Source organism: Wolbachia endosymbiont (group A) of Cydia strobilella (genome assembly GCF_964026745.1).
Taxonomy (GTDB): Bacteria; Pseudomonadota; Alphaproteobacteria; order Rickettsiales; family Anaplasmataceae; genus Wolbachia; species Wolbachia pipientis.
In genome coordinates this window covers 671,432-683,962 of the sequence record NZ_OZ034694.1, presented here as the reverse complement: position 1 = coordinate 683,962, position 12,531 = coordinate 671,432, and the positions used below count along the sequence as shown (strand labels likewise).

13 protein-coding genes and 1 tRNA gene are annotated in these 12,531 nt (G+C 34.8%); 7 read left to right on the top strand and 7 right to left on the bottom strand.

The window, feature by feature from the left end:
- Positions 1-159 precede the first annotated feature (159 nt).
- On the top strand, positions 160-966 hold the full coding sequence (locus AAGD76_RS03360; RefSeq protein WP_341820365.1) for a DUF2163 domain-containing protein: 807 nt from the start codon (positions 160-162) through the stop codon (positions 964-966).
- 31 nt (positions 967-997) lie between these two features.
- Positions 998-1,084: transfer RNA gene (locus AAGD76_RS03355), tRNA-Ser, on the top strand.
- Between the two features lie 106 nt (positions 1,085-1,190).
- On the opposite strand, the gene AAGD76_RS03350 is transcribed toward AAGD76_RS03355, so the two are convergent.
- Positions 1,191-1,442 carry a hypothetical protein gene (locus AAGD76_RS03350; protein ID WP_022626339.1) on the bottom strand — a complete coding sequence of 84 codons (252 nt, stop codon included), beginning with the start codon at positions 1,440-1,442 and terminating at the stop codon, positions 1,191-1,193.
- Positions 1,443-1,823: 381 nt separating this feature from the next.
- Complete coding sequence (locus AAGD76_RS03345) at positions 1,824-2,117, bottom strand: transposase (RefSeq protein WP_080717625.1); 294 nt, start codon at positions 2,115-2,117, stop codon at positions 1,824-1,826.
- A gap of 359 nt (positions 2,118-2,476) precedes the next feature.
- Between AAGD76_RS03345 and AAGD76_RS03340 the strand changes: the two genes are divergently transcribed.
- Genes AAGD76_RS03340 through AAGD76_RS03330 form a run of 3 tightly spaced genes read left to right on the top strand, consistent with a single transcriptional unit; the run spans position 2,477 to position 5,890 of the window.
- Positions 2,477-3,586 (top strand): PQQ-binding-like beta-propeller repeat protein, encoded by a 1,110-nt coding sequence (locus AAGD76_RS03340; RefSeq protein WP_341820364.1) that lies wholly within the window; start codon positions 2,477-2,479, stop codon positions 3,584-3,586.
- Positions 3,579-4,967 (top strand): dihydrolipoyl dehydrogenase, encoded by a 1,389-nt coding sequence (lpdA, locus tag AAGD76_RS03335; protein ID WP_209472660.1) that lies wholly within the window; start codon positions 3,579-3,581, stop codon positions 4,965-4,967. The genes AAGD76_RS03340 and lpdA overlap by 8 nt, the downstream gene beginning before the upstream one ends.
- A gap of 2 nt (positions 4,968-4,969) precedes the next feature.
- Positions 4,970-5,890 (top strand): tyrosine recombinase XerC, encoded by a 921-nt coding sequence (locus AAGD76_RS03330; protein WP_341820363.1) that lies wholly within the window; start codon positions 4,970-4,972, stop codon positions 5,888-5,890.
- Here AAGD76_RS03330 and AAGD76_RS03325 read toward each other — a convergent pair.
- From AAGD76_RS03325 to grxC, 5 genes are all read right to left on the bottom strand, one after another.
- Entirely contained in the window at positions 5,887-7,383 is a 1,497-nt protein-coding gene (locus AAGD76_RS03325) for an ankyrin repeat domain-containing protein (protein WP_341820362.1), read from the bottom strand. The genes AAGD76_RS03330 and AAGD76_RS03325 overlap by 4 nt on opposite strands.
- 89 nt (positions 7,384-7,472) lie before the next feature.
- A complete protein-coding gene (gene trxB, locus AAGD76_RS03320) occupies positions 7,473-8,420 on the bottom strand; it encodes a thioredoxin-disulfide reductase (RefSeq protein ID WP_341820361.1) in 948 nt (315 codons plus the stop codon).
- Positions 8,407-9,006 carry a peroxiredoxin gene (locus tag AAGD76_RS03315; protein ID WP_012673206.1) on the bottom strand — a complete coding sequence of 200 codons (600 nt, stop codon included), beginning with the start codon at positions 9,004-9,006 and terminating at the stop codon, positions 8,407-8,409. Before AAGD76_RS03315 ends, trxB begins: the two co-directional genes overlap by 14 nt.
- A gap of 720 nt (positions 9,007-9,726) precedes the next feature.
- Positions 9,727-10,599: a hypothetical protein gene (locus AAGD76_RS03310; RefSeq protein ID WP_341820360.1), complete on the bottom strand. Its 873-nt coding sequence runs from the start codon at positions 10,597-10,599 to the stop codon at positions 9,727-9,729.
- 115 nt (positions 10,600-10,714) lie between these two features.
- The gene (gene grxC / locus AAGD76_RS03305) at positions 10,715-11,053 is read right to left on the bottom strand and encodes a glutaredoxin 3 (protein WP_007550037.1); all 339 of its coding nucleotides are present in this window, start codon (positions 11,051-11,053) and stop codon (positions 10,715-10,717) included.
- Between the two features lie 68 nt (positions 11,054-11,121).
- On the opposite strand from grxC, the gene ribF reads away from it, so the two are divergent.
- Together ribF and lspA are read left to right on the top strand one after the other, a co-directional pair.
- A complete protein-coding gene (ribF, locus tag AAGD76_RS03300; protein ID WP_151807603.1) occupies positions 11,122-12,051 on the top strand; it encodes a riboflavin biosynthesis protein RibF in 930 nt (309 codons plus the stop codon).
- Positions 12,048-12,524 carry a signal peptidase II gene (gene lspA / locus AAGD76_RS03295; protein ID WP_006279329.1) on the top strand — a complete coding sequence of 159 codons (477 nt, stop codon included), beginning with the start codon at positions 12,048-12,050 and terminating at the stop codon, positions 12,522-12,524. The genes ribF and lspA overlap by 4 nt, the downstream gene beginning before the upstream one ends.
- The last annotated feature ends 7 nt before the right edge of the window (positions 12,525-12,531 follow it).

Below are 12,531 nucleotides of genomic sequence, written 5' to 3'. Positions count from 1 at the left end.
AAAATTTCCTGGATTCCAGTGTCAAGCACTGGAATGACACCCTATGGTCACCGGAATGACGCTTTATGGCTACTTAGATGATGAGAAAAGAACACACTGCCCTTATTCTACTGGCCGTATAGCTACTTTCAAATTTAATCAATTAAGCAGGAGGCCCCTATGCAAACCACACTAAAAAATCATTTAGCTGGAGAATTACTTACCACCGCTACGTGCTGGAAATTAAAGCTCGCAGGTGGAGAAGTAATGGGATTCACTGACTATGATGAAGATTTAAATATTGATAATATACTCTATAAATCTTCAAGTGGATTTACAGCCAGTAGTATAATATTAAACAGCGATTTAAAAACTGATAATCTAGAAATTGAAGGGATATTAAATAGTGCTGATATTAAAGAAGAAGATGTTTTATCAGGAAAGTACGACTTTGCAAATATTGAAATATTTCTTGTGAATTATAAAAACTTGACCCAGGGAACAATGAATCTACATTCAGGAATTTTTGGTAAAGTGACATTAAGTAGTGGAAGATTTATTGTTGAAATTAGAGGGCTTTCAGCAAAGCTTGAGAGAAGCATAGCAGAATTATACTCTCCTGCATGCAGAGCACAATTTTGCGATGATAAATGTAAAGCCGATACTAAAAAATTTAGTAAAATAAGTACAATCACTAAAGTAATAGACGAAAGAAGATTTGAAGACACGAATTTAACTGAGAGTGATGAATATTATAAGCACGGAGTAGTAAAATTCTTTGGCTCAATAGCGTTTGAAGGTGTAGTAAAAGAATATAAAAATAAAGTAGTTACGTTGTTTACTTCGCCTCCATACCAAATTTTTGCTGGAGATAAATATTCAATACTCGCAGGTTGCGATAAAACATTTCCAACTTGCAGAAGCAAGTTTAACAATACTGTGAATTTTCGTGGTGAACCCTATATACCAGGTTTTTATATTGTTTAGCAGTACAATTTTCAATATTATGAATAAGCATGGAAAGGTGGCTGAGTGGTCTAAAGCACACGCTTGGAAAGCGTGCACATATGAAAATATGTCGGGGGTTCGAATCCCCCCTTTTCCGTATGTTACTTCTAGAATAGTATAAAACCCCCGGTCGCGCACACAACTGTACGAACATTGTAATATGGTACAATGTTACAACTATGCGGTGGTAATTTACGATAAATTCATGTAGCCATTTCAAATTTAGCCATACCAATGTCAGTAAATTGATTAAGCAAATAACACTTGAGTAGCAGTTCCTTCCCACGATTAATTTCAGATTTGTTCCGAAAATTAAACCCGAATGTTTGTTTCAGTCGCGAGAAAAAACTTTCTACATAAGATCTTTTTCCGTAGTTTGTTTGCCTTTTCCACCTCTTCATTCCATCTTCGCTGTATGACTTTATTAGTCTAATTGCAGCATTTCTCTCTGCCATACTTTGGATGCTCTGCTGCATTGTTTTTTTGGAGGAATTTTTGTCTTTATGCCGCATTCATCACACAATTTATAGAGTTTATGTCTTTCATATGCTCTGTCTGCATATAGTGCTTTTATGGCATGCTGAAAATTAACTCCTTTAAGTAAATCGCAAGCTCCATAGTGATCAGACCGTTACTGTATTTTGCAGCTATGGCTTTTTTGCTGTTTATATTCAACATTACATGCAATTTTCTTGTCTGTTCATAACCACGATATTTTCTGTCAGCGCTATTTTCCTTGCTGTGTGTTGTTATAAATGCTGATGCTTGTGCTATCTATGGCAATTTCGATATCTTCCATATTATTTTTATCAATTCTGCAATCATTGATCTTAATATTAAGTTTTTTTTGAAGCTTGCGAATAGCTGATAACTGCCAAATCTCTTCCTATTTGTTGCAAATATCCTTTTATAAACCCGACTGTTTGTCTTAAGCCAATTCTAAAAAGATTAACGATTATATGCACTAAAATCACAACTTTATCACTATAAATATAGTTGCCGCCCTGCATTTTTGGACTATTTTCATACCAATTTTCGATAGCTTTATCGATGTAACGAAAAATATTTCCTCTTTTTTCTAGAAATTTGTTATATTCATGGCAGTTACTAACTCTCATTTTTTGTGGCATATTTTTCCTTAAGCGGTTAAATGGCTATTTTATAATGAATTTTGTCAGTAGCCACCAGATTTTTTCAGTTGCGATGCAACAGAGCCATCCCAGTGTCAAGCACTGGGATGACAGGAAAAGAGGCTATTTGGATAACATCTTTCTTCTTGGTATAAATTACTTTTATATCTCAATGTTCGTACAGCTATGCACGTTGCCGCATAGTGGATGAGGTGTACTACCTCTAAGAGTATACATTATCTCACATAATAATATAATATTTCGTTCATAAATCAACGTTTTTAACATGCAGCAAGAACATTTCCGTTGTAATTAAGGTTCTTAAGATGTATATTAATGAATCTTGTTTTCAATAAATAATGAAAGTAATAATTGTCATGATAATGTTATTGTGTAGCAGTTACACAATGGCAAGCGAGAGAATAAGTCTAGTGGATAAAAAACTATCTCAAGGATATGTAGCTCCAGTGCTTACAGAAAATAGCGTTATTTTATCAGACAAGCACGGCGCTTTATATTCCTTTGATATTGATAACTCAAAGGCTATGAATTGGAAATTACACCTCTCACACAGAAAAAAAATTAGTAACATGAGCCTATTGCGTCACAGAGGAAACGTTTTCTTTATAGTGGATAACGTTCTACACACAATAGATGCAAAAACCGGCGAGATTCAGTGGGAAAAAGAATTGAGAGCTCCAGTAAGAGGGAAAGCAGCAGTAATAAACAATAAATTGGTAGTATTGACTATTGATAATTATCTGTACGTGTTTGATATAAAAGATGGCAGCTTCGTTTGGACTTATCAAAACGGCATCAATGAGGTTCGAGGTTTGTATTCCATATCGCCAGCAATTTCTAATGATAAAATAATAGCACCATTTTCAAATGGTGAGTTAATAGCTTTTAATGAAGACGGTAAAAAATTGTGGAGCCAAAAATTGGCTACAAACCTTTTGGATACACAGCTCACAGATGTAACTACTACACCGAGAGTGCTTGGCGATACTTTAATAGCTACAAATAATTCTTATATTTATAGCATTGACGTGAAATCAGGAAATATTTTATGGTCAAAGTCACTGCAAGTAAAAAGTGTATCAGACATTGAGTCATATTATAGTCCTCTTATTCCTGCAGAGAAACAAAAAGAAGGCGGAAGAATTTTTATAGTTACTAAAGACGATAAAATAATTGGCCTGGATATAAAAAATGGAGAAACAGTCTGGGCATCTGATTTAATAGAAAATACGCAATTGTTTGCTCCAATTATGCATGCCCATACACTGTGGGTGACAAGCAATAAAGGTTCAATGTTTGCTTTTCCGGGATCTGAAAGTGCAGGAAAGGTAGTCAAAGTACCTGGTAATGTGTTTCACACTCCAGTGTTTACTCGCAATAAGATATATGTAACAACTGAGGGAAAAGGTGTTTATTCTTTAGAAAATAGGTTTGTTTTTTATGACTGATTATGATTTAATTGTTATAGGTGGTGGCCCAGGAGGCTATAAGTGTGCTATCGCTGCTGCAAAACTTGGATTGAAAGTTGCCTGCATAGATAAAAATAGCATTTTTGGTGGTACGTGCCTGCGGGTTGGGTGCATACCCTCCAAAGCATTGCTCCATTCTTCCTATCAGTATGCTCACACGAAAAATGATCTGTCGAAGCTTGGCATAAAAATTAAGGACGCAAGTTTCGATTTAAAAGAAATGCTAGGCTATAAGGACGCCAGAGTTCAGGAACTTGGAAAAGGTATAGAATATCTGTTTAACCTTCACAAAATCACTAAAATCAATGGGCTTGGGAAAATTACTTCTTTTGACCAAGGTAATCTTGAAGTTTCAGTTGAAGGTAAGGTGCTGAAGACAAAAAATATAGTAATTGCAACCGGTTCTGATGTTATTTCTTTGCCAGGAATTAATATCGATGAGAAAAGTATTATTTCATCAACTGGTGCATTATCTTTAACTGAAGTACCAAAAAAACTTGTCGTAATCGGAGCTGGGGCAATAGGGCTTGAAATGTCTTCTGTATGGAGGAGGCTAGGGTCTGAAGTCACTGTAGTAGAATTTTTTGACAGAATCGCTGCAGCAATGGATGGAGAATTAAGTAAGTCTCTACTTTCTAGTCTACAAAAACAAGGAATAAAATTTTTACTTAGCACTAAAGTTGAGGAGATAAAACAAAGTAGTAATTCTTTGAGTATGAAAGTTTGCTCTGTAAAAGATAATCAAACAAACACTATAGAGGCGGATAAGGTATTGGTGGCAGCAGGACGCAAACCATGCACTGAGAATCTTGGTATTGATGAAAAAATAGAAAAAGATAATCGCGGTTTCGTTCAAGTTAACAACAGATATGAAACTAATGTGAAAGGAATATTTGCTATTGGTGATGTGATTGGTGGAGCAATGCTTGCTCATAAAGCAGAGGAAGAAGGAGTGGCAGTTGCAGAGATAATAGCAGGACAGTCACCTCACGTTGATTATGGAATCATACCATCTGTCATTTACACTCACCCTGCGGTTTCTTCGATTGGTAAAACCGAAGAGGAACTCAAAAATGCTGGCCGTAAGTACAAAGTTGGTAAATGTCAATTTGCTGCAAACGGCAGAGCAAAAATCACTGATGATGCTGAAGGATTCGTGAAAGTGCTGACTTGTAGCAGAGCAGATACAATACTAGGTGTGCATATCATAGGAGCATACGCTGATACGCTAATCAACGAAGCAGCAGTTGCAATGGCATATGGCGCAGCAGCAGAGGATATATACAGAATTTGTCACTCTCATCCTGATATAAATGAAGCCTTTCGAGATGCGTGCATCGATGCTTTCTTTAAAAAATAATTGTGGACCTCGGTTCAATCATTGAAAAATGGTATGAGTGGCTGAGGTGCAACAGATCTTATTCACCAAACACTTTAGAGTCATACATGAGGGACTTGAAGGATCTTATAAGTTTCCTAAATACTCACATTGGTGGAGAAGTAAATGTCGGCACTTTGGAAAAATTGAGCGTACCTGAGTTAAGAAGTTGGCTTACCTCTCGTTACGCAAGAGGTGTAAACGCAAGATCCAACACTCGAGCACTCTCAGTAATCAGAAATTTCTTCAAGTACATAAAAAATAACCACAATATAGACAATGAAGCTGTATTTTCCTTATCAAGGCCAATTCAGAGAAGAACTTTGCCCAAAGCATTATCAATACCTGATATAAAAACTTTATTGGAAGAAATGAAACTATCCGATCTGGGCGAATCTTGGGTGGTAAAAAGAGAAATTGCGATTATCGTCCTGCTATATAGTACAGGCTTAAGAATCAGTGAAGCGTTGAACCTTAGGGTTAGTGATATTAACAATGAAAGTTTAATAGTAACAGGTAAGGGAGATAAACAAAGGCAGGTATTCATTCTCCCAGTAGTAAAAAAATGTATACAAGAATATGTAAAAGCCTGTCCTTACCTTGATGAAGCACAACATCTTTTTGTGGGAGTAAGAGGAAAAAAATTGGGAAGAACTTATGTGGCCAATCGTTTGCAAAAAATAAGGAGAATGTTAAATTTACCAGAAATTTTATCTCCACATGCATTTCGCCATAGTTTTGCTACTCATTTGCTTCAGGAAGATATTGACATAAGATCAATACAACAACTGCTTGGTCACTCAAGCCTGGAAACTACTCAAATTTACACTCACCTCAATTATCAAGATGTTTTTAACATGTACAAAAATTTTCAGCAGGGCCTGGAGAAGAAATCAAAACTTTAACTTCGTTCTAAACCACCAAGCTGAGTGCTTTCAACATCACTAAGTATTGTGTTTGCTTTATATAAACTACAACATCCTAATAAAAAAAAAGCCAGTGCAACTGCTGTAAAGAAAGCACTTATTATCCCTGGATAATCTTCTATTACTAAACATGCAACAACAGTATATACTCCAAGCAATATAAAACATGCAGAAGCGTAGTTGCTTAGTTTTCTACCAGAAGAAATTGCTTGCGAGGATTTTTCGTTTTTATTACTACGGAGCAGTCTATTTTCTGATGAAAGCCTATCTCTTTCTTCCCTTACTTGTTCCAAATCTCTTTTTAATCGTGAAATTTCGACAGTGTCGCTTGCTCTTCCACACACAATTCTTTTAAATTCAATCAATTCACTTTGTTGAGCCGATTTTTCCTGCCTTACTTGTACTAAATCTTTTTCTAATTGTGAAATTTTGCCAGTTTTATTCGTTAGCTCTTGCTCTTTCTCTACAAGTTGAGCTTTTGTTCTTTCAAGCCCTTGTAAAAACTTCTCAAAATCTTCTGGTATATTATTCGTATTTGCAGGAAATTTTTCATTTAAATAATCTTTAATAGAGTTAACTGGATTATCAACACCCCCCAATGCAGCAGTAACAACTGCACGATTTATAAAACAATTATCTTCTACTAATTTTTTCACATCATCTAAATCTTTTCTATTAATAGTATCAGTTAATCGGCTCTGAATAGCTTGTTCAATTGTTTGCTTTAATTGTGCATACTGCTCGTAACTAAAATCTAGGTCTTTATGTTTTAAAAGTTTTGTCAATACTTCTTTTTCATCTTCTGTTATCGTTCGTAAACATAATCGAATAATTAAGCTAAGTGGTGTTTTTATTCTTCCATCTTGGGTTCTTCTCCAGCAATTAGGATGAAGCTCTTGATTCAATAGTGTTTTCGCTTGGCAAATATTTCCTCTAGAAAGAGCAGCTAATAATTCTTTTCCTTTCTGTGCTTTTTGTATTTCTATTATCAAATGCCCAGCACGATTTTGTCTAGCACATCCCTCAGGATTTTGATGGTTTTTATTGGTTAGATAAGTGTTTATGTTTGGATGACTTAGTAAGAGTTGTAAAGTTTTCTTTTGTTGAAAGCACATTGCTAGATGCAAAACTGTATTGTTATTATTTTGTTCAGAAATATTAACATCTATGCTCCGGTGCAGTAGGAGCAACCTAATCATATTCTGATATTCTTTTTCTGTTTCAGAGCCTGCAGACAAATTAGTAACTATGGACATCAAAGGTGTCATGCCTTCTTTATCAAACGCATTAACATCCGCACCCTCTGCCAGAGCTTCTTTAAAATCTTCTAGGTTTCCATCATCAATAGCCTTAAATAGCTGTTTTGTTGATTCACTTAGCTGTCTTGAAGTTGTCGGATTTCGAGCTTGCGATGCCGTGTTATCACCACCTCCATAAGCTCCATAATATGCTACACCGTTTCTATAAGGCATACTAAACCCTCTTTATTAATGATTTACTAATATAATTATGTAAAAGAAAAGGAAAATTGCAAGCAATTTATCTAAAATCCTAGAATTAACTACGACTCCAAAAACTTTTCTGCATCAAGCGCAGCCATGCATCCTGTTCCTGCTGCAACTACTGCTTGACGATATACCTTATCTTGAACATCACCTGCAGCAAACACTCCTGCCCTACTAGTTAAAGTTGTTCCAGGTTTTGTAATGATGTAACCCTGCTCATCCATTTCAACAAAGCCTTTAAAAATACCCGTATTTGGTGCATGCCCGATTGCAATGAACACTCCATCCACTTTTAATTCTTGGGTTTTATCGATCTCTGCTGATTTAATCGCAATACCAGCAACCCTTTTTGGATTTTCTTCTCCAAGAATCTGCTCTACGGTATGGTTCCACATTACTTTTATTTTATCATTTTTAAAGAGCCTACCTTGCATTACTTTTTCCGCTCTTAATTTATCACGCCTGTGTATTAATATCACTTCTTTGGCAAATCGAGTTAAAAATATTGCTTCTTCAACAGCAGTGTTTCCACCACCAATCACAGCTACAACTTTATTCCTAAAAAATGCACCATCGCAAGTCGCACAAGCTGAAACCCCATAACCCTGAAATTTCTTTTCACTTTCTAAACCAAGCCACTTCGCTTGCGCACCAGATGCAATGATAATTGCATCTGAATAGTAGTCATTGATATTACCAGAAGATCTAAATCTATACTCATTAAAGTCCTCAAGTTGTTCAACGCTTTTTATCTCATCATCTATTATTTTTGCTCCAACCTTTTCTGCATGCAACCTCATTTGCTCCATTAGTTCTGGACCCTGTATTGAAACAAAACCAGGATAGTTTTCAACATCTGTAGTAATTGTAAGCTGACCACCAGGCTGCATTCCCGTTACTACAATTGGCTCTAAGTTTGCACGTGCTGCATATATAGCGGCAGCATAACCCGCTGCCCCAGATCCAATAATAAGAACTTTTGTACTAAATTTATAATTCTTCACTGTATGAGTTTAGATAATCAGCTACTCCTTCATCGCTTGCCTGCATTGCTGGCTTACCTTTCTTCCACCCTGCTGGACATACTTCACCATGCTCCTCATTATGTTTAATTGCATCAACGATTCTAACGAATTCATCGATATTACGCCCTAAAGGCAAATCATTTATCGATTGATGACGTACAATAAATTTATCATCAATAACGAAAGTTGCTCTCAGCGCAATTGAGTCATCATATAAGACCCCATAGTCTCTTGATATAGACTTTTTGATATCAGACACTAAAGTGTAGCTAATCTCTCCAATACCACCATCATTAACTGGAGTGTTTCGCCATTTATAATGTGAAAATTTTGAATCTACACTTATTCCTATCACTTCAACACCACGCTTTGCAAACTCATTTATTCTATTATTGAGCGATATCAATTCAGTTGGGCAAACAAAAGTAAAATCAAGTGGATAGAAAAAAAGGACAGCATACTTATTTTTTATGCGCTTACTCAGACAGAAATCATCAACAATTTCTCCGTCAGAGAGAACAGATGAAGCAGTAAAATCGATAGCAGATTTTGTTACAAGATTCATAACTAACCTATTCTTTTAAAATAACTTCAATTTTACATCTTGATAAACTTATATGCAAGTTTTCTTTGGTTTTAGTCCTATAAAAACTTCCTAAAATAGCTCTTCTTTTTTACCGATAAGATACAATCCAGGTTGGAATACTGAGTTGGTGAATATAAAATTCTACGTCATGCCACCGCGAACCGTCATACCGCCACGAACCGTCATACCGCGATTCATTCGCGGTATCTCTAGATCCCGCTAACAAGTAGCGGGATGACGGTTGTCGTTTAGCTATAAATGTTAAAAAATTTACCAAACGAAAAAAAAGGCAAAAGAAACCCTAGGGTAGCTAGTTATTCACTATCCATTTTTTAAGTTGGCGTTTTTTTATGTTTTAAATGCTTTATAAGCGCATTTTAGCTTATATTAGGTAAAAACCTAGAAGTTTTATAAAGACATAAGGTGCACATAGTGCAAAAAATTAAACATGAGACGCCAGATACGTGAGTTTTTTTGTCATTTAATCTGTACAGAGAAGATAAATAAATAGCTTCAGTTTCATGATAAGGGAGTTGGCGGAGTTTGTCAAGTAAGTTTTTCGCTTCTGCGGGCTACTTGAATAACGGCTACAATGTTCATACAGCTATGTACATAGCTGGAACCCAAAAAAAGAACCAAGTAGCCAAGCTACTTGGATGACAGAAGGTAATATAAGAAGTCTATTGGCTCTCGTATACCTTAGTGAAACTTAACAAGTTTATCTATAGTTTTAGTGATGATTCTTGGAGTATCCGGAGAAACTGCTGAGCTCAGCCTATTTAGTCGCTCTATAGCAAACTCGCTGTTCTCATTTGTTATGAAATCACATAAAATATTTTCTATATCCTTAGTAACACTTTCATGCTTCCTCAGAGGATGATTATGTGGATACCTATTGATGGTTCTGATGCTAGAATACTCAACAAAAGCTTGATCCTTAAAAGCAAGTTGTCTCAATTTCTCTTTGAATTTTCCTTCTTCCTCTTTTGCTAAAAGGCGAGACTTTATCAGTGATTTTATAATCAAATTTATAGCTTGATGCATTTCAGAATGCACTATAACTTTAATGGTATTTTCTTCTGTTATACAATCATAAATACTTTTTTCGCTCTTTAGTGACTCTATTAATTTCTTGCTACTTTGTGAATTCAATTCCAAATTCTCCTCACTCATAGGAGTTATTATGAAGGTGTTCTTACTCACTCTGATGTTAAATTGTGGAGAGCCTTCAGAAAAGGAAAATGCTACATCCTTAAATTCAAGTGCATGATTGTATGCAGCAAAAAGGGTGTGTGCTATAACACTGCTGGGCACTTCCATTCCGTGTTTACTCAGGTGATTCAATACATTTTCAATATCATGATATGTAAAGCCTGTATCTTTTAGCAATTCAACAACTTCTTTGCCGTTGTGCTGCTTGTACTCTATTTTCACTTCTTCTGTAAAAAGTGTTTTAGCTGCTATATGTTTATCAAGCACTGTGAAAATCTTGATGAAATTCTCTAAATCTTGTTTGTTAACTAATTCGATACTAATTAAGTTTCTGCTAATAATTGAAATATTTTTTGTCATTTTTTCCCACTAAAAAAACTCACTGAATGAATTGTATTTTTAATTCATTAAGAATTGTTTAAAGTGAGCATACTAGTTTTCATTTACGTATTACACGACAAAACAAGATAAAAAGTTACATAAAATCATCATGTGGTATAACACACTCTCCACATTCATCATTGCTGTTTGTGTAGGTTGTGACATCAGTGTGATTGTCATTATTATTTAGCATATCATCCAACTTTCCTTCTTTTTCAAGATCCATCAATTTGTCACACCCCCCAATGTGCTTATCGTTGATAAAAATCTGTGGAACTGTTCTAACGTTATACTTTGATTTTATGTCGTTAAATAGATCTGAGTTTTTGAGCACATCAATTTCTTCATACTTCACACCTTTTTTATCTAGTAAATCCTTTGCCCTTATGCAGTATGGACAGCCCTTCTTTACATATATCACAACATTTTTCACAATTTATCTCCGTAGCTTACTAAAATATAGTTATTATATATAAGAAACATGTAAAAACATCAAATTGTATGAAAATTATTTATAATTGTGAGCAAGGAATAGAAAATAATATAGCACTAACCTTCGGAAATTTCGATGGCATTCATTTAGGACACGAGTTTGCAATTTCTACTCTAAAGAAGGTAGCACAAGAAAGAGGATTACCCTCTGCAGTTTTAACTTTTGAGCCTCACCCATCAACTGTTTTATTTGGTAGAAACAATTTTAGGTTAATAGACCAAGAACAAAAAAAGGAACTAATCAGCAGCTATGGTATAGATTACTTATATATTATTAATTTTAATAGAGGTTTTTCTGAGGTTAGCTGCGATGACTTTATCAGTGAGATTTTAATAGATAAATATGGCGCTAAACACATAATTGTCGGAGAAAATTGCACTTTTGGTCATAAACGATTGGGTAATATATTAACTCTAGAGAAATATTCTGAAATATATGGATACTCTTTGACTAAATTAGAGCCATTAACAATTGACGGCAAAATTTGCTCTTCTTCAATAAGGGAGTATGTACAAAGGGGCGAAATAGAAATTGCTAATAAATTGCTCGGCAGGCCTTATCAAGTTTCTGGTGTTGTGACAAAAGGTGCATGTAGAGGTAGAGAAATAGGATTTCCAACCATAAATATTCCTATAGAAGATTGCATGATAAAACCTAAGTTTGGCACATATTACGCTAGAGTGACTTTTCCTGATAGTAATCCAAATTGGTTATATGGAGTAGTCAATATTGGTATGAGACCTACTTTTAAGGATCTGAAAAAGCCTATAATAGAAATGCACATATTCGATTTTGATGAAGACGTATATAGTCATAAAGTCAATATACAACTTTTAAAATTCATAAGGTCAGAAAAAAAATTCCATAGTATTGAGGAGTTAACAAAACAGATAAATTATGATATACTTAAAGTTTATAGGTTAAAGGCAAATTTATGAAAAAGTTATGCTTAGTTGTTATATTAATTATAGTATTGATTGACCAAACGAGCAAATTGTACATAAACTCATTGATTGATGAAGGAGAATCAATTGAGATCGCTAGTTTTATAAAACTAGTTGAAGTTTGGAATTCAGGTATTAGTTTTGGAATGTGTAGCGCTTTACCACATGGCGGTTTCTTTTTTTCAGCATTTTCAATACTAATAATTGGTATACTTGCATATTTGATATACAAGTCTGACGATCAGTCAACTTACCTTGGTTTTTCTCTGATGATTGGTGGAGCAATCGGAAACGTAGTTGATAGGATCTATTGGGGAGCTGTATATGATTTCATATATTTTCATATTGATGATTGGTATTGGCCAGCCTTTAATTTAGCAGATTTATCTATAGTTTGTGGAATGTTTACATTGTTATATAAGTGGTATATATACGATATGCTTATTTCTAAACAAAATGAGGAATAAAATAATT

Excerpts from the sequence above, each read along its gene's own strand:
- lpdA (WP_209472660.1), top strand. The coding sequence starts at position 3,579 with ATGACTGATTATGATTTAATTGTTATAGGTGGTGGCCCAGGAGGCTAT.
- AAGD76_RS03310 (WP_341820360.1), bottom strand. The coding sequence starts at position 10,599 with ATGACAAAAAATATTTCAATTATTAGCAGAAACTTAATTAGTATCGAA.
- AAGD76_RS03315 (WP_012673206.1), bottom strand. The coding sequence starts at position 9,006 with ATGAATCTTGTAACAAAATCTGCTATCGATTTTACTGCTTCATCTGTT.
- AAGD76_RS03340 (WP_341820364.1), top strand. The coding sequence starts at position 2,477 with ATGAAAGTAATAATTGTCATGATAATGTTATTGTGTAGCAGTTACACA.
- AAGD76_RS03360 (WP_341820365.1), top strand. The coding sequence starts at position 160 with ATGCAAACCACACTAAAAAATCATTTAGCTGGAGAATTACTTACCACC.
- ribF (WP_151807603.1), top strand. The coding sequence starts at position 11,122 with ATGAAAATTATTTATAATTGTGAGCAAGGAATAGAAAATAATATAGCA.
- AAGD76_RS03325 (WP_341820362.1), bottom strand. The coding sequence starts at position 7,383 with ATGCCTTATAGAAACGGTGTAGCATATTATGGAGCTTATGGAGGTGGT.
- AAGD76_RS03345 (WP_080717625.1), bottom strand. The coding sequence starts at position 2,117 with ATGCCACAAAAAATGAGAGTTAGTAACTGCCATGAATATAACAAATTT.
- AAGD76_RS03350 (WP_022626339.1), bottom strand. The coding sequence starts at position 1,442 with ATGGCAGAGAGAAATGCTGCAATTAGACTAATAAAGTCATACAGCGAA.
- lspA (WP_006279329.1), top strand. The coding sequence starts at position 12,048 with ATGAAAAAGTTATGCTTAGTTGTTATATTAATTATAGTATTGATTGAC.